14 protein-coding genes and 2 pseudogenes are annotated in these 22,779 nt (G+C 50.7%); 10 read left to right on the top strand and 6 right to left on the bottom strand.

Going from position 1 to position 22,779, the window contains the following annotated elements; genetic code table 11:
* The first annotated feature begins 61 nt into the window (after nt 1-61).
* The 6 genes from LY622_RS22155 (at nt 62) to LY622_RS22130 (ending at nt 11,259) form a co-directional block, all read left to right on the top strand.
* A complete protein-coding gene (locus LY622_RS22155) occupies nt 62-475 on the top strand; it encodes a hypothetical protein (RefSeq protein WP_234292915.1) in 414 nt (137 codons plus the stop codon).
* Nucleotides 476-654: 179 nt separating this feature from the next.
* On the top strand, nt 655-2,748 hold the full coding sequence (locus LY622_RS22150; RefSeq protein WP_234292914.1) for a DUF262 and DUF1524 domain-containing protein: 2,094 nt from the start codon (nt 655-657) through the stop codon (nt 2,746-2,748).
* 171 nt (nt 2,749-2,919) lie between these two features.
* Nucleotides 2,920-5,658: a DNA methyltransferase gene (locus LY622_RS22145; protein WP_234292912.1), complete on the top strand. Its 2,739-nt coding sequence runs from the start codon at nt 2,920-2,922 to the stop codon at nt 5,656-5,658.
* 3 nt (nt 5,659-5,661) lie between these two features.
* Nucleotides 5,662-7,743 carry a DEAD/DEAH box helicase gene (locus LY622_RS22140; RefSeq protein WP_234292910.1) on the top strand — a complete coding sequence of 694 codons (2,082 nt, stop codon included), beginning with the start codon at nt 5,662-5,664 and terminating at the stop codon, nt 7,741-7,743.
* Complete coding sequence (locus LY622_RS22135; RefSeq protein WP_234292908.1) at nt 7,740-9,083, top strand: GIY-YIG nuclease family protein; 1,344 nt, start codon at nt 7,740-7,742, stop codon at nt 9,081-9,083. Before LY622_RS22140 ends, LY622_RS22135 begins: the two co-directional genes overlap by 4 nt.
* Before the next feature lie 913 nt (nt 9,084-9,996).
* A complete protein-coding gene (locus LY622_RS22130) occupies nt 9,997-11,259 on the top strand; it encodes a reverse transcriptase domain-containing protein (RefSeq protein ID WP_234292905.1) in 1,263 nt (420 codons plus the stop codon).
* A gap of 203 nt (nt 11,260-11,462) precedes the next feature.
* Here the strand turns inward: LY622_RS22130 and LY622_RS22125 are convergent, their stop codons facing one another.
* Both LY622_RS22125 and LY622_RS22120 read right to left on the bottom strand, forming a co-directional pair.
* Entirely contained in the window at nt 11,463-12,110 is a 648-nt protein-coding gene (locus LY622_RS22125; protein WP_234292903.1) for a hypothetical protein, read from the bottom strand.
* A 116-nt stretch (nt 12,111-12,226) separates the two neighbouring features.
* On the bottom strand, nt 12,227-12,478 hold the full coding sequence (locus LY622_RS22120; RefSeq protein WP_234292902.1) for a hypothetical protein: 252 nt from the start codon (nt 12,476-12,478) through the stop codon (nt 12,227-12,229).
* Nucleotides 12,479-13,591: 1,113 nt separating this feature from the next.
* Here LY622_RS22120 and istA point away from each other — a divergent pair.
* The 4 genes and pseudogenes from istA to LY622_RS22100 form a co-directional block, all read left to right on the top strand.
* A pseudogene (gene istA, locus LY622_RS22115) lies at nt 13,592-14,637 on the top strand (IS21 family transposase); the annotation flags it as partial.
* A gap of 282 nt (nt 14,638-14,919) precedes the next feature.
* The gene (locus LY622_RS22110; protein ID WP_234292900.1) at nt 14,920-15,999 is read left to right on the top strand and encodes an IS110 family RNA-guided transposase; all 1,080 of its coding nucleotides are present in this window, start codon (nt 14,920-14,922) and stop codon (nt 15,997-15,999) included.
* Between the two features lie 16 nt (nt 16,000-16,015).
* A pseudogene (locus tag LY622_RS22105) lies at nt 16,016-16,294 on the top strand (IS3 family transposase); the annotation flags it as partial.
* A gap of 340 nt (nt 16,295-16,634) precedes the next feature.
* On the top strand, nt 16,635-17,948 hold the full coding sequence (locus tag LY622_RS22100; protein ID WP_234292898.1) for a helix-turn-helix domain-containing protein: 1,314 nt from the start codon (nt 16,635-16,637) through the stop codon (nt 17,946-17,948).
* 90 nt (nt 17,949-18,038) lie between these two features.
* On the opposite strand, the gene LY622_RS22095 is transcribed toward LY622_RS22100, so the two are convergent.
* The 4 genes from LY622_RS22095 to LY622_RS22080 form a co-directional block, all read right to left on the bottom strand.
* The gene (locus LY622_RS22095; RefSeq protein ID WP_234292896.1) at nt 18,039-19,448 is read right to left on the bottom strand and encodes an amidase; all 1,410 of its coding nucleotides are present in this window, start codon (nt 19,446-19,448) and stop codon (nt 18,039-18,041) included.
* Nucleotides 19,449-19,495: 47 nt separating this feature from the next.
* Nucleotides 19,496-20,821 (bottom strand): short-chain fatty acid transporter, encoded by a 1,326-nt coding sequence (locus LY622_RS22090; protein WP_234292895.1) that lies wholly within the window; start codon nt 20,819-20,821, stop codon nt 19,496-19,498.
* An 84-nt stretch (nt 20,822-20,905) separates the two neighbouring features.
* Complete coding sequence (locus LY622_RS22085; protein ID WP_234292893.1) at nt 20,906-21,589, bottom strand: sulfite exporter TauE/SafE family protein; 684 nt, start codon at nt 21,587-21,589, stop codon at nt 20,906-20,908.
* Nucleotides 21,590-22,452: 863 nt separating this feature from the next.
* The coding region (locus LY622_RS22080) for an integrase core domain-containing protein (protein WP_234289114.1) at nt 22,453-22,779 on the bottom strand (327 nt) is incomplete at its 5' end.

The raw sequence follows: 22,779 nt of genomic DNA, 5'->3' as shown, positions 1-22,779 counted from the left end.
CACGAGTAAGGATGTTGAGGTCCTAAAGAGGGAGATTGATCACTGGGAGGGAAAATTCAGCATGGAAGCCTTTGTGGCTCATGTTGCAAAGGTGCTAAACTTTAATAAGTTAAGCAAGGGAACGATCTATAACTTGATGAAAGACTACCCTGAGGTAAAGCAACGGGTAGAGGCTGCGAGAGAGCGCTATAGGGATCAAAAAGATAATAGCGCTGTAAAAGATGTGGACGATCAGCTTTTAAATGAGGCAAGGGAGCAAGTTAAAAAGCTGAAAGCGGAAGTTGGCTCATTGAAAAAAGAAAACTCCATGTTGCAAGAGAAAATTATTCAAATGCTATATAATGCATATTATGAAAAGGTAAATATTAGCAACCTAAAAAGACCTGTTGATAGGCAGGAAGCGGTAAAGGCGCTGTCGGAACGAGCCAGTCAAGAGAAGGTTGCGTTTTTTGATCAACCTCTTCCGCCAAAGTGAGTTTTGGACGTGGCTTAAGATAAATGAGGAGGCTGGCAGCAGATATCTATGTATCCCTGAATGCTCGTGCCCTGACCATTCGCGAAGTGTTCCTCCAGGCAAGAGGTCGATTAGGTTGAGATCAGTGGCAGCTCCTGTCGAAAGGCTGTAGATTTCAAGGTATCGCAAAAGGAGGGCACATGAAAGCATCTGAAGCCAATCTGATGGAGGTGCTGGAGAAACCACGGCAGTTCCGTATCCCTATTTACCAGCGGAATTACGCGTGGGGCGAGGCCCAGTGTCGCCAGTTGCTCAATGATGTCTTGGCCGTGGGCATTAATGAGCAGGCCTCCACCCATTTCCTGGGTACCATCGTATACGTTGAGCGTGCTCAGTCGATTCTCGTGAAGCAAGAGCCACTCATGGTGATCGATGGGCAACAGCGCCTGACCACGGTTACGCTGATGCTCTTGGCGCTTTACCGCCACCTTGTTGACGGCCAGGCAGCCAATCAGGCTGATGCACTACGTCGACGCTTCTTGATCAATCCCAATGAAACTGGCGAGATGCTTTACAAGGTCGTTTTGTCAGATATTGATCGGCCTACACTGATCTCCCTCATCGATGATCTGCCAATGCCGGATCCGCACAGCTCTCGTGTGATTGCGAACTATGAGTTCTTCAAGGAGTGGTTCGAAAACAACCCTGAACATTTAGATGCCGTATATTTAGGCCTCTCCAAGCTGGAGATCGTAGCGGTTGCCTTGGAACGGCAACGAGACAACCCTCAGCTTGTCTTCGAGAGCATGAACTCCACTGGTTTGGACCTTAGCCAGGCCGACCTCATCCGAAATTTTGTCTTAATGGGCCAGGAGCCTAGTGAGCAGGAGTCTCTGTACACGCACTACTGGCGGGCTATGGAGGATGGCTTCGGTCAAGCGGCGTATGCCCGTCACTTCGACAGTTTCATGCGCCACTACCTTACGGCGGTCACCAACGACATCCCTAATATCAACAAGGTATATGCTGCTTTCAAGAAGTACGCGGCAGGTTACGATGGCTCTATTCGTGACCTGGTCAAGGAGGTGCATACCTATGCCAACCACTATTGCGCAATGGCCTTGGGTAAGGAATCAGAGCCCAACCTAAAGAAGGCATTCAAAGATTTGAGGGAGCTGAAGGTCGACGTTGCCTATCCTCTGTTGCTTGAGGTCTACCATGACTACAAGCAAAACCAGCTGCTTTCCACTTGGGAGCTGGAAAAGATCGTAAGGTTGATTGAGAGTTACGTCTTTCGGCGTGCGGTCTGTGGAATCCCCACGAATTCTTTGAACCGGACATTTGCACGTTTTACGCATAGCTTGCGAAAGGATCGTTACTTAGAAAGCGTTAAGGCAGCCTTTATGTTGTTGCCGTCATATCGTCGCTTTCCAAGCAATAGTGAATTCCAAACGTCCTTGCGTGAGCGAGATCTTTACCACTTTCGCAATCTGCGGTATTGGCTGCGTCGACTGGAAAACCACGGTCGTAAAGAAACTGTGCTTATCGACGAATTCACTGTTGAGCATGTGATGCCTCAGAATCCTAAGCTGTCACGTGAGTGGCAACAAGAACTGGGGCCCGAATGGCAAAGTATTCAGGAGAGCTACCTGCATACATTGGGCAACCTGACCTTGACCGCTTATAACAGCTCGTACTCAGATAAACCTTTTCTGCATAAGCGGGATGCAACGGATATAGACAGTAAACCAATCGGCTTTGCGCATAGTCCGCTGCATCTAAATAGTGACCTTCGGCATCTTGAAGCATGGAATCAAGAGGAGATACAGAAGCGTGCAGCTCGTCTGTCGGAGTCGGCTCTATCAGTGTGGCAGATGCCTGCTCTTGGGGATGACATTCTGGACGCCTACCGTAGCCCCGCCCAGACTGAAAGTGCTGAATATGCCCTTGAGGATCATGCCCAATTAGCAGTAGGGCCGTTACGTGAACTTTTCGATAAATTTTCCGAAGAGGTTTTGGCCCTTGATCCGTGTGTCTATCAAGACGTTAAGAAGCTATACATTGCTTTCAAGGCTGAGACAAACTTTGTTGATGTGATTCCGAAATCTAAGCGATTATTACTCTCTTTGAATATTTCTGCCACTAACCTTGAGGATCCTCGTGGGCTAGGACGGGATGTTGCAGGCCTTGGCAGATGGGGAAATGGGGAGGTTGAAGTTGGGTTGGCTTCAGAGAGCGATCTACCCTATGTGATTGGGTTAGTAAGGCAAGCTCTGGAGGAGCAAATGGATTAGTCAGAATAATACAAAAGCTCCCCTGAGCTGAGGTGTTTTTAGGGCTTTTATCCAGCCTTTCTTTGTCAGCGGGGTCTTTGATTCGTGACATCTTTGTTCAAGCTAAGTAGGCTTCATGGGATAACGAGTCACAGGCTCCACCAGAGCCATCACGGAGGGAGCACAGGGCGCATGGCCTTCGACCAGACCTATTGCATGGACATCCTCACTGCCGCGACGCGGCCAGATGCCGATGCAGATGAGTTCGTCTACGCCTTCCTCGACGCCTACGGGTTCCCCAAGGCAACCATCACACAGGTCCGCAACGGCGGGCAGCGCAACGTCGCCGGCCGCAAGGACGAGGGTCACGTCGCACTGAAGAACTGGCTCTACTTTATGCCGGTGCGGCAGGGGGAGAGCATCCACGAGGCGTTGCAGGTGCTTGCTGACGAGGACGAGCCTGCTCGGCACAAGTGCCGCTTCCTGGTGGTGACTGATTACCGTGAACTGACGGCGCTGGATACCAAAACGACTGAGCGTCTGGAGGTCGGGTTCAGCGAGCTGGCCACACAATACTTGTTCTTCGCCCCGATGGCCGGCCTGGAGCGCACGAAGCACTTCGAGGAGGCGTCCGCTGACCTCAAGGCGGCTGCCAAGATGGGTCGGCTGTTCGATCGTCTGAAGGAGGTCAACGAGTTCAGCACGCCAGAGCAGATGCATGGGCTCAACGTCTTCCTGACTCGCCTGCTCTTCTGCTACTTCGCCGATGACACCGGGATCTTCCCCAATAATGCCTTCACCAATGTGATCACCGAGGCCAGCGGTGAGAACGGGGAGGGTCTGTCGGAGTTGCTTGCCCAGCTTTTCCGAGTGATGAACCAGCCGGAGGACGAGCGACCGGCAGACTTGCCTGCTCATATCTCCCAGTTCCCTTACGTCAACGGTGGCCTGTTCCGTGACGACCTTCTGGTGCCCGAGATTCGCGGCAAGGGTCGGCGGATGATGATCGAGTGCGGTCAGCTCGCGTGGGAGGCCGTTAATCCGGATATCTTCGGCTCGATGTTCCAGGCTGTTGTGGATGAGGATAGTCGTGATGCCATGGGGCAGCACTACACCTCCGTGCCCAACATCTTGAAGGTGATTCGTCCCCTATTCCTTGACAAGCTCTACGATGAGCTGCGTAAGTCAATGGGCAACCGAAAGAAGTTGGAGGCCTTGCTGGAGCGGCTAACGCGGATTCGTGTGTTCGATCCGGCGATGGGGTCGGGTAACTTCCTGATCATCTCCTACAAGGAGCTTCGCCGGTTGGAGATGGCGGTGTTCCGAGCTTTGCAGGAGGTGTCCGGACAGCAAGAGATGTTCATGAGTGGGATTCGTCTCAGCCAGTTTTATGGCATTGAAATTGCTGACTTTGCACATGAAGTGGCGCAACTTTCACTGTGGCTTGCTGAACATCAGATGAATACGCTTTTTGCAGAAGAGTTTGGTCGTTCCGAACCAATGCTGCCGCTCAAAGATTCAGCACATCTTATCCTTGGAAATAGTCTCCAGTTAAGTTGGAATACCGTATGCCCTAATGACGAGTCTGTCGAGACCTATGTGTGCGGTAACCCACCTTATCGCGGTGCTAGCTACCGTTCTGATGAGCAGAACGAAGATATGGATAAGGTCTTCTATGGCTTCAAGAAACATCGCTATCTTGACTATGTGGCTAGCTTTTTTTGGAAAGGTGCGCACTATATCCGAGCACATGGAAGTTTAGCGTTTGTTTCGACTAACTCAATTTGCCAGGGTGAGCAGGTGGCAATGCTGTGGCCCTTCGTCTTAGAGCTTGGTGTCGAGATCAGCTTTGCTTACCAAACCTTCAATTGGAAAAATAGCGCACAAGCCAACGCTGGTGTCCATGTCGTCATAATTGGGCTAACAAAAAATCCAAACGAGAAGTTTCTATTCCAGAAACTAGATGCCGAGTGGCGGATGCGAGTGGTAAGGAATATCAGTCCATTTCTTCTTGAAGGTTCAAATACAGTTGTCGCGAGCCGGAACCGCCCTTTATTTTGCTCCAGCTCTATGGTTAACGGCAGCAAACCTGTTGATGGAGGAAATTTAATTTTAAGCGTGGAGGAAAAAGAGGCCTTGATTTCGGAAGATCCTCAAATTGGTTCTTGGATCAAGCGCTTAATGGGTTCGAAAGAGTTCTTGCAAGGCCACGAACGCTGGTGCTTGTGGTTGGTGGATGCGGGACAAGAAGTGATTGATGCAGTGCCTGCCGTTCGTGAGCGTGTTGAGCTAGTTCGTAAAATGCGCGCCGCTAGCAAAAAGGCCGACACCCGACGAATTGCCGGCACACCTCATCTTTTTGGTCAAAACCGACATCCTCGTCAAGGAACCTATTTATTGGTTCCCAGGGTAACTTCTGAAAGGCGTAATTACGCCCCGGTTGGGATGTTCGATCATACTGTCGTCACTACAGACCTGGTACAGATGATTCCAGGTGGAACTCTCTACGATTTCGCCATTCTCTCCACTCAGATGCACATGGATTGGCTGCGACTGGTAGGTGGGCGTCTGAAAAGCGATTACCGTTACTCGGCATCGTTGGTTTACAACACCTTCCCATGGCCCGAAGCATCCGAGCATCAGCGTCAAGAAATCGAGAAGCTGGGCCGTGCGGTGATCCTTGCCCGTGCTACCCATCCTGAAAACACGATGGCGCAGCTCTACGACCCCGACAAAATGCCCGAGAACTTGCTGGAGGCCCATCAAGCACTGGATCGCGCTGTGGAGAAGCTCTACCGCGACCGTCCGTTCCGCGATACCGCCGAGCGTCAAGAGTATCTTCTGGCCCGCTACGAAGAGCTGATTAAGGCCGAGAAAGCGGCCAAGGTTGGTGGAACAACATCTCGCAAAGTCGCCACGACGGAGGGCTAGGGCATGGCAGAGCTGATCAAGGTCGAATACGCCCGCACTGGCATGAGTGCCAGCAGCAACGAGCTGGGAATGCGTGAGATGCAGGCTCGAGCCTACGAGAAGCGTGATAGCCAGTATCTGCTGCTCAAGGCGCCGCCAGCCTCCGGCAAGTCTCGGGCGCTTATGTTTCTTGCCCTCCACAAGCTCAACCGCCTGGGCCTGCGCAAGGCCATCGTGGCAGTTCCCGAGATGTCCATCGGGGCGTCGTTCAAGGATACCGATCTTACCTCGCATGGCTTCCACTGGGACTGGCATGTCGAGGATCGCAACGACCTGTGCCGGGCTGGTAACGACACAGGCAAGGTGGACGCCTTCTGTCGCTTCTTAGCCGATCCCAGCGACCGTACATTGGTTTGTACCCATGCCACGCTGCGCTACGCCTTCTCTAAGCTGAAGTCCTCCGACTTCGACAACTGCCTAGTGGCCATCGACGAGTTCCACCATGTGTCCGTCGACGAAGCCAACCGCCTGGGTGGGTTGATCGACAGCCTGATGGAAGGGTCCACCGCCCACATCGTCGCTATGACCGGCAGCTACTTCCGTGGCGATGCCGCACCGATCCTGCTGCCTGACGATGAAGCCCGTTTCGACAAGGTGACCTACACCTACTACGAGCAGCTCAACGGCTACCGTTATCTAAAGTCCTTGGGCATCGGTTATCACTTCTACCAAGGCCGCTACCTCAGCGCGATCCGCGAGGTGCTGGACCCTGACAAGAAGACCATCGTCCACATTCCCAACGTCAACAGCGGCGAGAGCACCCAGGACAAATACGGCGAGGTAGACCATATTCTCGATGCGCTCGGTGACGTCGAGGTGCAGGACAGCTGCACTGGCATCGTGACTGTTCGTCATCCCTCGGGCCACCTGCTCAAAGTCGCCGATTTGGTGACCGATACGCCGATCCGCCGGGACGTCCAAGAGTATCTACGTAATGTCGAGCGTCCCGAGGATGTCGACGTGATCATCGCCCTGGGCATGGCGAAGGAGGGCTTCGACTGGCCCTTCTGCGAGCATGTGCTGACCATCGGCTATCGCAACTCGATGACCGAGATCGTCCAGATCATCGGGCGTGCGACCCGTGACAGTGAGGGCAAGACACACGCCCAGTTCACCAACCTGATCGCACAGCCAGACGCCGACGACGAGGACGTGAAGGTCAGCGTCAACAACCTGCTCAAGGCGATTACGGTCTCGCTGCTGATGGAGCAGGTGCTTGCCCCTAGCGTGTCGTTCAAACCTCGCTCCAGGATGCGTGAGGGCGAGAAGGCCGAACCGGGCACCGTGATCATTGAAGACACTCAGTCACCTGTCTCCGACAAGGTGATGGGCATTCTGGAATCCGGTGGTCAGGAAGACATCATCGCCGCACTGCTCCAGAAGCCCGAAGTGGCCGCTGCTGCGGTGACGGATACTACCGAACCCGAAGTCATCAACGAGGTGGAGCTGCCGAAGGTCATTGAGCGGCTGCATCCTGACCTTGATGAGAGCGAGAGAGAGGTGCTGCGGGAGACCGTTCTCACCACCATGGGGGCTCGTTCCACAGGAGGCCTGTTCAACGAGGAGGATCTCCCCGAGGGTGCCGTGATCCATGAGCCCGGCCAGGTCGACGGCACCGATGAGAACAGCATGCCTGTCGATCCAGGTGCTGCCCCGGATGGACGCGATCTTGGTGGAGAGTCCGGTGACAACGAGCCCAAGGGCAATCGCCAGTTCCTCAAGATCGGCGAGAAGTTCGTCAACATCGAGCATCTCAACATCGACCTGATCAACCAGATCAACCCCTTCCAGGGGGCCTACGAGATCCTCTCCAAGGCGTTGACGGCACCGGTCCTCAAGACAATTCAGGATACCGTGGTCAGTAATCGCACCCAAATGAGCGAGGAAGAGGCGGTGGTGCTGTGGCCCAAGATCGTCGCCTTCGCCAAGGAGAAGGGGCATCCGCCCTCGATTCACAGCGATGACCATATGGAGGTGCGCTACGCCGAAGCGCTGGCCTACATCCAGCAGAAGAAGCGGGAGAAGATGAGGGGAGCGTCGGCATGATCCGAACTCGCCGAGAGCTGCCAAAGCGGCGCACTTTGGACGACATCTTTACTGAATCCGATGAACTGGGGCTTTTGAAGCTGGCACCGCCCAGTCCATCCGCACCGAGTGCCGATCAGCGGCTGGTCGCTACGCTTCAGGGCATCGAAGCATTCGTGACCCAGCATGGGCGTGAGCCCCAGAAGGACGTTGAAGATATCAACGAAGCCACGTTAGCCGTCCAGTTAGCCGCTCTGAGAAGTGATCCTGCCAAGGTAGAGGGATTGGCTGCCTGGGACACGCTCGGCCTTCTGGAGGTCTTTACGGGCGATGCTGAGGGGCAAGGAGAAGGCGATAAGGATCAGCCTGTCACGGCAGATGGAGCAGGGAAGGGAGGAGACATTCGCGCCGTCTCCGAGGCCACCTCGTCCGCGCCCGAGAAAGCCACGGTCTCACCGGATAGCGTCACCTCCCTGGATGACATCTGGGGCAGCGACACGCTCGGTCTGCTCGGTGGTGGTGACGAGAGCGTTGAGTCGATCTTCGACCTGACCCATGTGCCCGAGAGCAGCGACCGGGACATGCCGGATGAGATCGCTCAGCGCACCCACTGTGATGACTTTTACCGTTTCGAGGGGCTGTTCGACGTGGTTCGCGAGGAGCTGCGTGAAGGCGATGCCGAGGCGGTGCCGTTTCAGATGGAGTCGCAGATCGACGAAGGCGACATGTTCGTGCTCAACGGCATGCTGTGTATCGCCGATCAGGTAGGGGAGGAGAGCGTCGGCGCAGGGCGCAAGTTCAATCCGCGTCTACGGGTCGTGTTCGACAATGGCACCGAGTCCAACCTGCTGCTCCGCTCACTGGCCAGAGCCCTCTACAAGGATGAGACCGGGCGGCGCATTCTCCGCCCCGACAGCACCTTCGACTCGATGCAGGGCATCACGCATCACGACAAGCGAACGGGTGTGATCTATATCCTTCGCTCACTCAGCCAAGACCCGGCGCTACGAAGCATCCGCAACCTGCACAAGATCGGCTACACGGAAAAGGAGCTGGAAAAGCGTATTACCGGGGCAGAGCGGCAGCAGACTTACCTCGAAGCGCCGGTGCAGGTCGTGGCGTCCTTTGACTGCTACAACCTCGATCCTCGACGCTTCGAGCGCCTTGTTCACGCCATGCTCCATCACCAGCGCGTGAACGTTTTGCTGCACAGCCGTGACGGGGGCAACTACCGGCCGCGTGAGTGGTTTGATGTCGAGTTGGAGGCTGCGCGCGAGATCGTTAAGCGCATTGTGGATGGCACGATCGCGCAGTATCGGATGGATAACACGACTGGTAGGTTGATCAAGAAAAAAAAGTGATAAGTATGAATGTTCTTCATTCTTTTAGGCTGGCGATGATCTTCTCGAAGATACCATAAGGCATAGAAAGCTATTCCAGTAGTGACCGTGACGCAGTATCGTCGTGGAATCTAGCCACTACTCCGGGCGAAATAAGTCCGTTGAGCTTATGAGCAGCATACCTACCAAGGGGCGGTACGAGGGCATGCGTATACCTGCGATCGGGTGCCGCATATTGCTTTTCCCGCTGGGACATGGGATGGTAACTGCGTGTATCTTCGCCACAATGCTCGTGGTGACCGAGTCGCAAGATCGGATCGGTGACCGAGGATTGCAGGCGACCGGAGCCTCTATCGAGGTCTCTGGCCGGATAGTCGCTGGCATTGCGTCCCGCGATACGAGCGGCACCGGGGAGCGCAAGCAGTTCCCGACCACAGGCTTTGACATGACCGTTGCTCTTCCTTTATTTCGGGGCTTCCGGGCGGTGATAGGGCTTAAATATGGGTCGGGCTGCGACAGCCGGCATGCCTACTGCGCCTTGGCAGCAGCGGCACTAGCCGTCTGCATTCGCTCTTCATGGCTTGGCTTGACGTTGAGCCTTAAAAAGGTAGTCTCGCCATTTCTTGGCAGGCTTTCTGGGAGGGTAGACTCGTGCAGATGGATGTCGTAATGGCATGCAAAAACGTGCCAACCTGGTAGCGGCAGTTACACGCGCTATCGGTATGGCTGTACTCTTCGCCACAATGCTCGTGGTGACCGAGTCGCAAGATCGGATCGGTGACCGAGGATTGCAGGCGACCGGAGCCTCTATCGAGGTCTCTGGCCGGATAGTCGCTGGCATTGCGTCCCGCGATACGAGCGGCACCGGGGAGCGCAAGCAATTGCTGTGGTCGGGGTGAGTGACCGGAAGACCCCGAACCCCAGAAGGGTGCATATGAGCATTAATCTGTACCAAGAGTTTTGTAAGACACGAAATTTAGAAGCAGCTTGGAAAAGTGTTAGGAGCAATATCCAAGCAAAAGGGCCCGGTGAAAAGCCGCTAGGGTTCGATAGGTTTGAAGAAAATACAAGCACTGCCATTCGTAGTTTGCAGTCTCGCTTGAGCGGAAAGAGCTTTAAGTTCTCAAAGCAGAAGGGTGTTCTCATCCAGAAAGGCAGTGGTGGTTCCCGACCACTAGTGATCTCCACATTAGAAGACAGGGTGGTTCATAGGGCAATTTTGAATGTGCTCCAATCTCATGTGCCAGCGATCCAAAATGTTTTAAAGACTCCTTCTAGCTATGGTGCGATACCAAAGGATTACTCTGTTGGTGAATTTGGTGGAGTTAGCGCTGCAATAAATAAAGTGAGAGAGCTATTCAAAGGTGGTTTTGTTCATTACTACAGGTCAGACATACCGAGTTTTTTTACAAAAGTTAAGAAGTGTAGAATCGATAGGTTCATCGAGTCATCAGTAGATGACGAGTATTTCGTGAAATTCTTCAAACAAGCAATGGAAGTGTCGCTTGAAAATTCTAGTGCATTAACAAATGATGCCCTGTCGATGTTTCCTGATGAAAAAGAGGGTATAAGCCAAGGGTCGCCACTATCTCCGCTTATGGCCAATATATACTTGTATGATTTTGATAGCTCAATGATTCAGCATAAAGGTTGTGAGTGCCTAAGGTATCTTGATGATATTCTGATTTTGGCTAAGTCTCGAGACGAGCTACATCGATCTGTTGACCTTGCAATTAAGCAGTTGAAGAAAGTTGGTCTTGAATTGTACTCGCAAGATGATAAAAAGAAAGAGAAGTATTCGTCGGGGGATGTTAATAGTGGAGGGTTTGAGTTTCTTGGGTGCTCTATAACTAATGGTAGTGTGTCACCATCAGCGTCTAGCAGGGGCCGGTTGTTGGAGAATATAAACAGTAAGTGCAATCGATTCATTTTGAGTTTAGATATTTTGGATGTTGGCGGGTCTTCAATGCCGATGACTTACCCGGAGTTCCTTGAAGATATTAGGAGGACTGTCACTGGGTGGGCGATGAGCTACAGATTTTGTAATAATAAATTTTTCTTTGAAGCCGTGGATAAGAAGGTGTCGCTTGAGCTTGATCGGGTTCATGCGAGGCTTTCTAAGATCACAAAGAATAGAGATAAGTTTTATTTAATATATGGTGTTTCAACTTCAAACATTGTGTTTCCTAAGGAGTGATGATCCCGGGAGGTCAAATCAAGGAGCGATCTTCACCTCTTCGTTGGTTGTTTTTGACGTGCCTTGATTAACCCAGCAGTATGGTTCAATGAGCTAGCTTAGGTATATGTCAAGGAAGTATCTCCTGTGAATGAACAAGGTAACCCCCCGGCTTTGTCGGGGGATTCTTATTTTATTGCCATCAACCATTCTAGCTCTGCGCTTCAGGCCGTAGAAGATCGGTAAGCAAGAGCATCCTCAAGTTTTTTGATGCCATACCCATCTTTGAGTTTGCTTGCTAGTTGTCTGTCGATCTCATGCTTGATGCTCTCCATTTTTTCATCTGAAAAAACATAATGAGATTTTATGGTGTCAAGTGCTTCTCTATAGGAATCATCGTTGTCACCCGTAAAATGTAGACCTTCTTGTGATATTTCATAATCTACACCATTGATTTCTATGCTGTTGTTAAATCGTTGAACGCGAACAGAGAAAGAGCCGAATCCGGAGTGCCAGTCAGGTTCAAAATAAATTTCTGGGTCGATTGCATATACCTTCAAGAGAGGCAAGTTCAGCTTATCATCAATATGTTGCTCAAGCTCGAGGAGGATTTCTGAAGACCAGATAAAATCTTGATCGATATCGTCAGAGAGTATGAGTCTAGTTTCAGGATCCATTCTCCATGTGCACACATGGCTGTATTCGGCATCACTGTGCCATTCTAATTCATTTGAAAAATGTCGAAATATGTCGGCTTCAACTCTTCCAATTTGTTTTCTGCCGTCATAGATATCAGCATAAATGATGTAAAAAGGGTTCTCGAATTCCACATCTTCAGTCATATCTTCGAATTTGATATTGGTAAGGCGCATTAGTGTCTCCTTGTGACATTAGTGAATCGTGCAGAACTTGCGTTATAGAGTTAATGGGTTAGTAGTGGGGGATTTGTTGCCATATTTAGAGATCTGGCTAAGCAGCAGGAAGCATGTCAATAAAACATGTGCTTCCTATGAAAATTGATCTCAGAATTATTTCTTGCGTTAACGAGATCAATGAGTGCTTTGTGTATTGAGGCAGTCTCTTGCGTGGAGCAATAATCATTGTCCCTACAGTCGGAGTGCAGCAGAGATATCAAAAATGATTTTGCCTCACTTCCTGACATGGTTGGCATTGGCATATCGATGCCAAGCTCGGAAAGACTGTCAATGATGACATTTTCTATTCTTTCTTGAAGTTGCATGTGTCTCGCTCGTCTTGTGAGGATATGATATCTGTGCGATTTGTAGTTAGTCAACACTAGTTTGAGTGTGATGATTAAAAAGTCATGATGAGGTGGTGGATGGCTCTGGTATTGGCTATGTTTCGACTTCCAAGCGATATTGCATTCCATTAGGGGTGGTAGGGAAATAGTGGTGAAAGCAATGTATAGCTGTGTATCGAACTATATTGGGAGAGGGAGAGTATGAGGTAAGGGAGGCAGGCAGCCAGCTATCAGCGGTCAGACTTGGTCATTCCTGACTCAAGAAAAAAGTGACTTTGCCAGCATCTAGCCTCGGCGCGTATCATCCGGGACTCTACAGGTAGGTAGAATCCACTACTTAATCTGCGTGTAGAGGTACGCCATGGAGGGGTCTGCTGTCGGCAGCTGCTAGTTCGGTCGTGGGGTAGGGAGGATCCGCTGCCCAATTCCGTTGGGTGCCGCGAAACACGGCACGATGGCCTGCCTCCTGCCTCCTGCCTCCTGCCTCCTGCCTCCTGCCTCCTGCCTCCTGCCTCACCCGCCGTGTGCATTGCCTACACCGCATTGCCCCAGAGCCCTGCGGTGCGTCTTCGTATTCCATGGCGCATTTTGGTCACTGCAAGCCGAAAGTTGGGCAGTGGGGTAGGGAGAATCCACGGCTCTATCCCGGTGGAGCCCGGCCAGTGTGGCATGATGGCTCGCTCTTTGCCTCGCGCTCCCGGTGCGTTGCTTACACCACATTGCCCCAGCGCCCATCTGCGAATGGAGGCACTCCGTGGCGCATTATGGTTGCCGGAAGGCGAAAATAGGGCCGTGGGGTAGGGAGGATCCACGGCTCTATCCCGGTGGCGCCCGCCCAGCTCGCCACGAAGCACAGCTTCTCGCCTTACCAAGCCAGGTGCGTTGCCTACACCACATCGCTCCTGACCCTGTTCGGCTGAGTACAGACTGATGAATGCCGGACAATCGGAATTGATGAAAACTGGACAACCTTTACTGACGTTGACGGGTGTCAGCGCCGGAGCTATAAGACCGTAGATCATCAAAACAGATTGTCCCCCCGACCCGCATGGCCTTCTCTTGTTGGTGACGAAGCCTACAAGAGATCTCACCATGCTGAGCCGAGAGGACTTTCTCATGATAAAGCAACTTCGCCAGCGAGGCGCTCACCTCGTGGACATCGCTCATCAGATCGGCTGTTGTGCATGCACGGTGCGGCGCCACCTGGCCCGCGAGGCGGCGCCAACGGGATGACCGGCCAAGCCGCGAGCGAGTAAGCTGGATCCCTACAAGCCGATCATCGATCAGCTGTTGGCCGATAACGTCTGGAACGCTGCGGTGATCTTCCAGTTGATCCGCGAGCAGGGCTATACCGGTGGCAGCACCATGGTGCGGATGTACGTCCAGCCCAAGCGGGCCCTGCGACCCAGCAAGCAGACCGTGCGCTTCGAGACCCAGCCCGGCTTTCAACTGCAACACGACTGGGGCGAGATCGAGACCGTAGTGGCCGGTGAGCGCTGCAAGGTCAATTTTGCGGTCAATACGCTGGGCTATTCACGGCGATTCCATGCCTGGGCGGCCCCCAGCCAGGACGCCGAACACACCTATGAGGCGCTGGTGCAGGCCTTTCGCTACTTCGGCGGCGTGCCGCGCACGGTGCTGGTCGATAACCAGAAGGCCGCGGTGGTCAAGCATGACCGCGACCACCGGGTGATCTTCAACGCCGGCTTCCTGCAACTGGCCAATCACTACGGCTTCGCACCCAAGACGTGCCCCCGCAGCGTCCACGCACCAAGGGCAAGACCGAGCGCATGGTGGGCTACGTGAAGCAGTACTTCTTCCAGCGCTACCGGCAGTTTGAGAGTTGTGCCCATCTCAACCAACTGCTCTAGCAATGGCTGGAACGGGTGGCCGATCAGCGACCGCTACGGCAGTTCCGCCAGACCCCGGCAGAGTGCTTTACCACCGAGGTGGAGGCCCTCCAGACTCTGCCGGCAACGGACTTCGATACCCGCTATCATGACCTGCGCCAGGTCGGCTGGGCGATGAGTGAGCGGATGACCGCCGACCTGGTCGGCGATGCACTGAAGATGGCCCTGTGGCGCCATAAGATGCCCAAGGGAGTCATCGTGCATAGCGACAGTAATACTGAGAGATGCCGGGTGTTTCAGGGTTGACCTGACTCACACAGCGATCGACCTATGCTGAAAGACCTGGTGCCGTGAGGGTTCTCGGGTCTCCTGCCCCCCACTCTGATCGACCGGGTAGTGTGTCTTTCCTCGGACCTGTCGGTGACCCGGGAACACCTGGCGGCGAGGGCTCACCTCGTCGATGCATGTGACACAAGAAGGGCCTGACGCTCGCTGCCTGTCTCGTTACTGTCGTGTCCAGGCTATCGCACTCGGTGAAGCCACCTTGAACTGATAGCCTGGAGAGCCGTCATGACTCAGCAGCACAGTGACCGCCCTGACATTGTCGGTGGCGTCGACACCCACAAGGATCTACATGTGGCCGCTGTCGTGGATGCTCATGACCGCGTGCTTGGTACCGCCAGCTTTCCGACCACCCGGCATGGCTACAAGACCATGCTCGCCTGGATGCGAAGCTTCGGTAAAGTCAGCCGAATCGGCGTCGAGTGCACCGGGACCTATGGGGCTGGGGTGCTGCGTTACTTGCAGCGCACCGGCATCACTGTCCTGGAGGTCACTACCCCCGACAAGACCGTCCGCCGCAAGCGTGGTAAGAACGATACCATTGATGCGGAGAACGCCGCCCACGCAGCCTATGCGGGCGTCCGTACCGTCACCCCAAAGACCCGTGATGGCATGATCGAGGCCTTGCGCGTACTCAAGGTCTGCCGGAAAACCGCCGTGGCAGCTCGCCGTGTGGCGCTTCAGATGATCCAGACCCAGGTGATCTCCGCACCAGAGGATCTGCGCGATCAGTTGCGCAACCTGTCGCGGATGAAGCTGATCCGAACGCTGGCCGCATGGCGCCCTGACATGAGTGGATATCGGGACGTCACAATGGCCTACCGCATCGCTTTGAAATCCCTTGCCCGCCGCTACTTGGAGCTGCATGACGAGGTGGCCGATCTTGATGTCATGATCAAGGCCATCGTCGATGAGCTGGCACCAGAGCTGGTGTCGCGAACGGCGGTGGGCTATGAATCGGCTGCCCAGTTGCTGATCACGGCGGGGGACAATCCGGATCGTCTGAGTTCAGAAGCGAGTTTTGCGGCGCTATGTGGCGTCAGCCCGATACCAGCCTCCTTAGGCAAGACGCAGCGCCACCGGCTCAATCGGGGTGGCGACCGAGCCGCCAATAGTGCGCTGCATATCATCGCCATCGGGCGACTCCGTCTGGAGGCGACAACCCAAAGGTATGTCTCCCGTCGAGTGGCGGAGGGGCACTCCAAATTGGAAGCGCTTCGCTGCCTGAAACGCTATATCGCCCGAGAGGTATACTATGTGCTGCGCCATCGTCACCGAGAGATCAACCAGGCGCAAATTGCCACTTGACGCTTAGAAGGGCGTCCGTGGCAGCCAATATTGCTCGACGTTGTACCAGTCGCTGCTGACCCGGCACCATCTCCGGTGCAGCATGAGTGCAAAGGGGAACTGCTACGACAATGCCTGTGCCGAGAGCTTCTTCCACAGTCTCAATGTGTAGGCGATCCATGGTGAGCGATACGAGACCCGGGATGCCATGCGGCGGCAAGTGTTCGAGTACATAGGGATGGACTACAACCGGCAGCGCCGGCACAGTGCAATTGGGATGATCAGCCCGGAGGCCTTAGAGGCCCGAATGATCGCTTGGATCGGTGTCCACCAATGCTGGGTAAGATCAGGCTACCAGAATGTTCGCTATGAGGGGGTGGCCAAGAAGCAGGCGCAGCTGCGCAGCCGCTTCGCGCTAGGCACCTGTTGCTTTGTACTCGGTGGCAGCTGGTATTGTATGTTGAATCTGGCATATCTGGGAATGGAATTTTTAGAAATTACAAGCCACAATAAGATATACCAGACATCGACTATTGATCTTCCGAACTGGCTGTTAATGGCCCTATGGTGTATAGGAGATGAATTGATCGGCAGCAGATTAGTTGATTATAGTTGAGAATATAGTAACTAGTGGTTACCTTAGGAATGAGCTTCATATGGCCAAAATAAACTTGCTGTGTCTTGTTACGCCAGATATTGTTGATATGGTCAATAGTGTTTCACAGTTGTTCGAAAATGTAATAATAAATATTGATACTTATCATAGACCGAAAGATGTAATTGATTTGGTACAGTCAAATGATTTTGATGTTATATTACTTGGCGGACCTTTGGCTTACAATATTCTTAAGGATCACATTGAGCGAAAATGGATTAAAGTAGAGGCTCCTATTCTATATGTGGAGTATACTGAAGTGTCAATTTATAAAGCGCTTCTCTATAGTGTGGATCTTTCTTCGATTGCCAAGGGGTTGAGATTTAGCATTGACCATCCGGCAGAGTCAGATATAAAAGAGTGTCTAAAGGAGCTTGAAATAAGAACGGAGCAAATATTTTCTTGGGAATGCCACTACAGAGATAACCTTGATGAAGTGGTAATGTTTCATTATAGTCTTTGGAAAAGAGGGAAAATCGACTTTTCGATGACCAGTATTTACTCAGTATATGAGAGGTTGAGGACGTTAGGCGCACCGATAAAGAGAATGGTGCCAGCCAAGTCATCAATTAGGAACGGAATTCAAAGAGCTATACTTGTTCACGAGGCGGAGGTGGCTGGCCAAGGTGAAGTGGCAGTATTGCAGGTTATATTTGAGAAAATAAATCATGGTGAATCTAGCAAGGGCGTCCATCATCTAGCTCATGGTACGCTCCGGAAGTTAGTAAACCGTTTTGTTGATAAAATTCAGGGGGAAGCACATTGGAGCGAAGGCCAGGATTCACTCCATATTACATGTAGGAAGATAAATATTGATCGGGCCACAAAGAATTTTGATGAATTCGATATGGGATATATCATTTACAATAAATGTGGTATAAGTTCATTCTGGGGTGTTGGCTACGGCAGGTCTATTAACTATGCTAAGAAAAAAGCTAAACAGGCCCTAAGTACTTCAATTAAATATGGTAAGTCTTCATGTCATGTTATGGGTGTTGATGGAAATTTAATAGGTCCTGTGGGGCGGTGGGAAAAAAAAGACTATGCATATAGAACAGATAGTGAGTATATTATTGATTTATCAAAAAAAACAGGTCTAGGTGTTGGTACAATAAATAAAATCGTCTCTTTTTCAACAAGGGGAGAGGAGTTCAGTTTTACAGCAAATGACATTTCACGGAGGTTGCAAATTACAACTCGGAGTGCAAGGCGAATTATTAGTTGCTTAGAGCTTGCTGGATGCGCAGTTATGATCGGACAAGAGCAGCCGATAGGAAAAGGAAGGCCTAGAAGGGTATACTCATTGAGGATGTAAGTACCAGTCATGGTCCTATTAGATGCTGTGTAAAGCCTCGAGGTATTTGCGTCATATAAAAACCTGGCAGCTAAAAAGCTGCCAGGGTGTTTAAATATTATAATCGCAAGTTTCCCATTGGGTTTCTTTTTCAAACAATTCGGCAAATCTTAAAACCCTATCATCATCTAGACGCTTTCCTATTACTTGCATTCCGACAGGAAGGCCAGACTTTGTCATCCCAGACGGTAACGAAATAGCTGGGTTACCAGATAAATTAAATGGGTATGTAAGGAACCAACCAATCAGTGGGTTTATTTTAACACCATTAATATCATTGGGTGCCCCGTTATTGATGTCAAAAGCAGGTACAGAAGTAGTCGGGCACACTAGGAAGTCATAATCTAGAAAAAGATTGGAGACAATATTCCATACTCTTTCCCTAGTCATAATTGCCTTCCCGTATACCATTGGAGTGATTTTATTTCCTTCAATTATCAGCTGATTGACTGTAGGGTCTAAAAGTTCAAGTTCGCTCTCACTAAGATCTCCATAGGTGCTAGCAAGCTTAAAACGCCATAAATCCATGAAACATTCTTCTACCTCCAACCCGAAACCAAGGTCTACTTCTTCAACCTGACACCCAAGTCTAGTAAGTCGTGAGATAGAGTTTTCAATGCACTTTGAAACGTCTGCTGAAACTTGAAAGTAATCTAGCCTTTTACTATAAGCAATCTTGATGCCTTTAAAAGATTTAAATGATTTATTTTGTGGATTGCGTTGTGTTGGAATTGAAAATGGATCTCTATAGTCCTCTCCGCAAATAGCCCGGTAGAAGGTTAAGCTGTCACTTACGGTTCGGGTAATAGGGCCATTATGAAAAAAAGGGGTTGTGCTCGAAAAAGGACCTGCTACATCTGGGACTCTGCCGAAACTAGGTTTGAATCCAACAACACCACACATGGCTGCGGGAATCCTGATCGAACCTGCACCATCGCTTCCTTCAGCTATCGGTACCATCTTTGCTGCTACAGCGGCGGCTGAACCGCCACTAGAACCCCCGGCAATTTTGTTTATATCCCATGGGTTTCTTGTTTTTCCAAAGACAAGGTTGTCAGTAATCCCCTTGTGCCCAAACTCAGGGGTATTGGTCTTTCCGACAATAATGGCTCCACATTTCTTGAGGCGTTCCACCAGGATGGCATCTTTTAATGGTTTGTGTGTCTTGAAAAGTCTAGAGCCAAATGTTGTTGTCCTTCCTGAGATTGGCGTTAAATCTTTTAAACCAATTGGAATTCCGTGCAAAGGGGTCAGATAACTACCGTTAGAAATGGCATCATCAGCTAGCTTTGCCTCCAACAGTGCATCGTCATAAAACACATCACAAAATGCATTTATCGTTGGGTTTGTTTTTTCTATGCGACTCAAAAATTCCTCAGTAACTTCACAACAAGAAACAGATTTTTCCTTAATCAGTTTACCAAGTTCTACGACGCTAAGGTCGGTAATTCCATATTTCATAAGCAACCTCCAGATATGGAAGCCCGATGTCGGGCTCCCAGTATATTTTAAATAAACAGTAGGCCGGCTCCGATCACGAAACCACTCACGATAAGAACCACAGCGGTATAGCCCATGATGTCTCTAATGCCAAGACCAGCAATAGCAAGGAGGGGAAGAGTCCAAAAGGGTTGAAGCATATTTGTCCATGCATCACCCCATGCAACTCCCATTGCAACTCTGGACATATCTGCATTGAGCTGTGACGCCGCTTCGGCCATGATAGGACCCTGCACAGCCCATTGGCCACCCCCTGAGGGAACAAACATATTCACTATACCTGCACTAATGAAACCCCAGAATGGTAGAGTGTTTTCGTTAGCAATCGCAACGAACATTGATGCAATATCAGCGGCCAAGCCAGTATGAATCATGATACCCATAATTCCTGCATAGAATGGAAACTGCATAATTATTCCGTAAGATGATTTTGCTCCACCTGTAAAATATGTAATATATTCCTTAGTGCTGTGGGTGAATAGCAGGCCAAGTGCAAAAAATGTCATGATTACGATATTGAGATTTATGCTACCGCCGGTAGCAAAATATTGGACCAGCCAAACGCAACCGACAATGCCCAGTAGCAGGGGAACAAACCTTGCGTTTTCAATCATCTCAGCAGGTGTCAGCGATTTCTTATCAACTAGGGGGACGTGACTTTTCTCTTCAAAGCTGACCTCACTTTCGGGAATGTCCCTTCTAGCTTCATTCGCACGTGGACGCATCATAACCATTGTTAATGGAATGATAAGAACCAGGGCAAGTAAGATGATAAGTGTGTTAAAGGAAAAAATTGTTTGTGAAACTGGAATGACACCCATGGTGCCTTCGAGGAAATGCCCCTCGGTTGCGATCAGGGTGGGGATAGCGCCACCGTATCCCGCATGCCATACAATAAAACCAGCATAGGAGGCGGCAACTACTAGAGGGTAATGGATCTTACCCCTGTGTACAATGCCCATCTCCCTAGCAACAATGGCACCTGCAATTAGACCGAAGCCCCATGAAAACCAGCTGCATACCATCATTACCAACGTCGTTAGGGCGATGACCTGAACTTCATTTCTGGGAATTCTGGCAAAAGCGACTAGCATCTTGTTGACAATTGGGGTGTGCGCCAGTGCAAATCCTGTGACAAGCATCAAGGTTGCCTGAGCTGTAAACGTCAATATATCAAAGAAGCCATCTCCCCAAAAGTCTAATACCTGATTAGGCTGATATCCTTTAAGTAAACCAAGGATAAATACAACGAAGGTCAAGAAGAAGACAAATATAAATGCGTCCGGTAAATATCTCTCAGCCACTCGAGTGAAAACGTTCGCTATCATTCTCATTGTAATGCCTCATTGTTACTAAGGTAGTTGTATGATGCGGATAGGTGTTGTTGTTGAATCGTGCGTATGCGTGCTCTACATGGTTCATTTTAAGGATGTAGCAATAAGCGATACTCCTGTTGCTAATAAGATAGAAATATTTATCATCTTGAAAGTTTTTTGACTAATCAGCTTGAATGCTACGCGGCCAGCCAGAATTCCGGCAAATGCCATTGGGGTCAGTGCTGCTGCAATCATCCAGGTGCTCCAGCTGCTACCAATAGTAGAAACATGAGCTATTAGACCTAAAAGATAGATAAATATAAAATATACTAGTGTCGTGCTTCTTAATGTGTGTTTGTTTAGGTTTGTGCTGGAAAAGTATAGAAGCAACGGTGGGCCAGGCATGCCTAAGCTTGTGGTTAATGCACCCGAGGACATACCGGACATCATGTCGCGAGATTCTTTTTGCTGAATGTTGAGCTTGAGCAATACAGCAGAGGTAAGTGAAAGGATAACTACCCCGGCAAATATTTTGAGCATCTCCTCATTGAGCATAAAGATTAGTACAACCCCGATTGGAGTCCCGATTATGGCACCCTTTATAAGGTTGCCAAGCAGGCGCTTATCTACATTTTTCTTAAGCTCAGGGTACAGTGTAAAAGATATTATCAGCGAGATTATTATGTTAATTTGTATGGCTTGATGAGGCTCAAAAATTAAAAAAAGAAGTGGTGTGGCCAGAACTGAAAAGCCAAAGCCTGTTGCTGCTTGCAATGTGGAAGCCATGAGAATTATTACACAGGAAAGAACGATCGGTATCATTATGGTTGCCAATACAATATGGTTTTAGGTGAAGATAAAGGCTTTGCACGTATCGGACAATGTCCCTATGTGGACCATAAGTATATTTTAAACTAACTTTTATCTCCTTGCATATTAGTTTGGTAAATAAACCTTTCTTTTCTATTCCGCTTTCAGTGTCAGTTCCCGTCTACATGAACACATGTGCTAGACTCATTAAGCAAAGTAACGAACAAGTGTTTGTAAAACTTAAACACAAACTTCACTGAACTCGATAATTTCCACCGTCATTATCGTGCCAGGTCTTCTTTCCATCGTTTTTTAGGGGTTCCTATACAGTAAATCTCGTTTGCCCAGGCTGAGCACTAAGGAAACGCTGAATAAATCCCACCGGCGCTTCCACGTAGTCACCAGCGGTCAATAAAATGGACCCACCCCCTACTGGGTCACTTTACTTGGCCATTAACATGTACATCAATCACAAGAGGTGAATAAGCACGAGAGGCTCTTGAGGGCAAAGTCTAGGGCACCAGGCGCGGAGGTGGCAGCAAAGTTATCCGGCAATGTCCCCCTATTTTTCATGGCTATCCTCGCCTCGACGCGGGATTTTCTCCATGTCTGGCGCCTTACCATCCATGTCAGCAAGTTGTCGCGCCGACTGCACGCGGACATATGTCTGCATGGCCTTCCGAATGAGGTCTGACGGGTTTTCCAGTCCCCGCTCAGCTACCTTCAGGAATTGTTGTTACAGATCATCATCGATGGTGACAGAGATCTTCATAACGATATCTCACATCAGTTTGGGGTTTGGTCTGGTGGACTTCCCCCAGAACAGTGGACACGCCCCATCAGTTAATCTCCTCGAACTCTATCGGAGTCCGGTAACCAAGGCCACTGTGCAGCCGATGGCTGTTATAGTAGCCATCAATATAGCCCCTGATATGTTTTCGTAACTGACGCAACGTCATGAAGCTGGTGGCGTGCAGCAATTCTCCCTTCAGCGTTTTGAAGAACGACTCCACTTCGGCATTATCAGTGCATTGTCCCGGGCGGTTCATGCTGTGCCGTACCCGGTGATGATTCAGCAGCGCCTGGGTCTTGTGAGCCCGGTACTCGATGCCGCGATCCGTATGGAACAGCAGGTCAGGTGCTGGATTCCGGCTTGTGAAGGCCTC

Origin of the sequence: Halomonas alkalisoli, from assembly GCF_021412585.1 — a bacterium.
Lineage (GTDB): Bacteria > Pseudomonadota > Gammaproteobacteria > Pseudomonadales > Halomonadaceae > Halomonas > Halomonas alkalisoli.
The sequence above is the reverse complement of the archived record's forward strand: the minus strand, read 5'-3'. Positions and strand labels throughout refer to the sequence as shown.

Bases quoted from the DNA above. Each gene is read 5' to 3' on its own strand.
- LY622_RS22155 (WP_234292915.1), top strand. From the start codon at position 62: ATGGAAGCCTTTGTGGCTCATGTTGCAAAGGTGCTAAACTTTAATAAG.
- LY622_RS22150 (WP_234292914.1), top strand. From the start codon at position 655: ATGAAAGCATCTGAAGCCAATCTGATGGAGGTGCTGGAGAAACCACGG.
- LY622_RS22145 (WP_234292912.1), top strand. From the start codon at position 2,920: ATGGCCTTCGACCAGACCTATTGCATGGACATCCTCACTGCCGCGACG.
- LY622_RS22140 (WP_234292910.1), top strand. From the start codon at position 5,662: ATGGCAGAGCTGATCAAGGTCGAATACGCCCGCACTGGCATGAGTGCC.
- LY622_RS22135 (WP_234292908.1), top strand. From the start codon at position 7,740: ATGATCCGAACTCGCCGAGAGCTGCCAAAGCGGCGCACTTTGGACGAC.
- LY622_RS22130 (WP_234292905.1), top strand. From the start codon at position 9,997: ATGAGCATTAATCTGTACCAAGAGTTTTGTAAGACACGAAATTTAGAA.
- LY622_RS22125 (WP_234292903.1), bottom strand. From the start codon at position 12,110: ATGCGCCTTACCAATATCAAATTCGAAGATATGACTGAAGATGTGGAA.
- LY622_RS22120 (WP_234292902.1), bottom strand. From the start codon at position 12,478: ATGCAACTTCAAGAAAGAATAGAAAATGTCATCATTGACAGTCTTTCC.
- LY622_RS22110 (WP_234292900.1), top strand. From the start codon at position 14,920: ATGACTCAGCAGCACAGTGACCGCCCTGACATTGTCGGTGGCGTCGAC.
- LY622_RS22100 (WP_234292898.1), top strand. From the start codon at position 16,635: ATGGCCAAAATAAACTTGCTGTGTCTTGTTACGCCAGATATTGTTGAT.
- LY622_RS22095 (WP_234292896.1), bottom strand. From the start codon at position 19,448: ATGAAATATGGAATTACCGACCTTAGCGTCGTAGAACTTGGTAAACTG.
- LY622_RS22090 (WP_234292895.1), bottom strand. From the start codon at position 20,821: ATGAGAATGATAGCGAACGTTTTCACTCGAGTGGCTGAGAGATATTTA.
- LY622_RS22085 (WP_234292893.1), bottom strand. From the start codon at position 21,589: ATGGCTTCCACATTGCAAGCAGCAACAGGCTTTGGCTTTTCAGTTCTG.